We start from the raw sequence: 1,329 nt of genomic DNA, 5'->3' as shown, positions 1-1,329 counted from the left end.
GATGCTTCTATGTCAATGCGGGGCGTTCGCACGTGTTGATCTGGTGTTGCCAGGTGGCTTGGTCGGTGTGCATGGCTCGGTAGATGACGTCGACGAGGTGGCGCTTGAGGATGCGTCTGGCACCGCGAGCGCCTTTTTCGTCGTGGCGGCGCGCGATGAGTTGTTGGGCGGCCGGGTTGTACCGTGTCTGCACGATCGCTGCGGTGTGCAGGACGCTGTTGAGTCGGCGGTTGCCTCCGCGGTGTAGGCGGTGGCGTTCGTTATCCGATGAGAAGACCGGGATAGGCGCGCAGCCGGTGTAGCGGGCTAGTTTGGCTGGGCTTGAAAATCGTTTGATATCAACGATTTCGGTGAGTAGAACGGCTGCGGAGTTGTGACTTATGCCCGTTACCGCGAGTAGATTCGGCGTGAGCGGGGTGACGAGTTCTTTGATCCTGATGTCGAGATCGTGGATGCGGTTGTTGGCGTCGTCGATTTCGCCGATCATCGTGGCAATCGTGTCCCGTACGTGGGTGCTGATGTTCGCGGTGTCCAGTCGCGTGGTGAACGCAATCAGTGCTTTGGCCCTCGCCATGTCACCCGGTGTGTGGTCGAGCCAAAGGTGCGACAGCGCTTTGAGTTGGTTGATCATCATGGTGCGGCGTTTGACGATGTCGGATCGGTAGTCGGTGAGAACGCGGAGTTCGCGGACTCGCTGGTCGATGTGATGACGGGGCAGATCCGGCGTCGCTATCGCGGCGTGTGCCGCTGCGACGGCGTCGATGACATCCGATTTAGCGCCGGTGGTGGCGTGCAACCTCCGATGCGCGGCGGTCAGCCGGCTGGGAACCCACACCACGTCCTGGCCGGCGAGCAGCAGTCCATCGGCCATCCGGCGGGCGAAGCCGCGACCGTCTTCGACCGCCCAGGTGACCGAGGTGAGATCGGTGATTGAGCGGATCCATGTGATCAGTGCGACGATCAGCAGACCGTCGTTCTTCACGGTCAGCGACTTGCCGATGCGGTTACCGCGTTCATCGACTGCCACCGCGACGTGCACGTGCTTGTGCGGGTCGATTCCTACTGTCACCATCGAGACGTCCCTTCATTCAATCGGCTGACGGGACGACGGCGAGGGCACTGTCCGGTGGACAGACCTATTGCGAGTTGACGGCTCAGCAGGCTTCTATCAGGTCACACCGGTCAGGGCCCTCGCCCTGTAGCTGCTATGGACAAATCACCTTGAAAGCCATCTATGGCAAGTGTTTTCCGAGTCACCCAGCAGCCCACCGGATCGACCCCCGTCGAAGCCGTCCGGTTGCCATCACTGTGCACCAATAGGTGTTTTCG

General features: G+C 60.9%; 1 protein-coding gene. It reads right to left on the bottom strand.

Features of this window, described 5'->3' with window-relative positions:
- Positions 1-7: 7 nt before the first annotated feature.
- Entirely contained in the window at positions 8-1,072 is a 1,065-nt protein-coding gene (locus NM203_RS33050) for an IS110 family RNA-guided transposase (protein ID WP_255065289.1), read from the bottom strand.
- Positions 1,073-1,329 lie beyond the last annotated feature (257 nt).

The sequence above is a fragment of the Mycolicibacterium arenosum genome, assembly GCF_024320865.1.
Lineage (GTDB): Bacteria > Actinomycetota > Actinomycetes > Mycobacteriales > Mycobacteriaceae > Mycobacterium > Mycobacterium arenosum.
The sequence above is the reverse complement of the archived record's forward strand: the minus strand, read 5'-3'. Positions and strand labels throughout refer to the sequence as shown.

Excerpts from the sequence above, each read along its gene's own strand:
- NM203_RS33050 (WP_255065289.1), bottom strand. The coding sequence starts at position 1,072 with ATGGTGACAGTAGGAATCGACCCGCACAAGCACGTGCACGTCGCGGTG.